Annotated in this window: 1 protein-coding gene; it reads right to left on the bottom strand. The window is 61.8% G+C overall.

All coding sequences use genetic code 11. The annotated features are described in order from the left end of the window. Positions 1-336, bottom strand: a 336-nt coding sequence (locus JF66_RS21100) for an SOS response-associated peptidase (RefSeq protein ID WP_035880946.1), incomplete at its 3' end; no start/stop codon positions are given. Positions 337-505: the final 169 nt, after the last annotated feature.

Raw genomic sequence — 505 nt, 5'->3', positions numbered from 1 at the left:
CTGCCACTCGTAGTAGCCCGTCGCAGGTACGAGGGCACGGTGCGTTTTGACGGGGCCGCGCCATGTCGCCTTGTCGGTGATTCCTTCTGACCTGGCGTTGAACGTAGGGAACTTGGTTTTGAGTTCCTTGGACCAGGACGGAGTGAGGGACCATCGTGCAGGCTCAAGCCGGCGCACGGCTTCCTCGCCGCCTTTGGCGGAGTGAATGACGACGGGGACCGTTTGGGTCGGCTTGATATTCCAGCTGGGGTGCCAGTCCTGGAAGTCTCCCCCGGTCGCGTCGAAGGCGCTCAAGAGTTCGCTGGTTGTATTTGAGACCACAAGTCTGCCGCACATGATGCGACGTTACAGCCGGTCGACCGCTGCTGACCAGTCCACGCCCAATGCCCTCCCCCGACTTTCCAGGCAACGAATCCAGTTCGGCGCGTCAATGCGAGAGCATGGCCATGGATAAGGGGCGATCAGCGCCGGGTATTTCACTCGAGGAAACTCGGCGCGCGCGGGT

This window comes from Cryobacterium sp. MLB-32, assembly GCF_000738085.1.
GTDB lineage: Bacteria > Actinomycetota > Actinomycetes > Actinomycetales > Microbacteriaceae > Cryobacterium.
The sequence above is the reverse complement of the archived record's forward strand: the minus strand, read 5'-3'. Positions and strand labels throughout refer to the sequence as shown.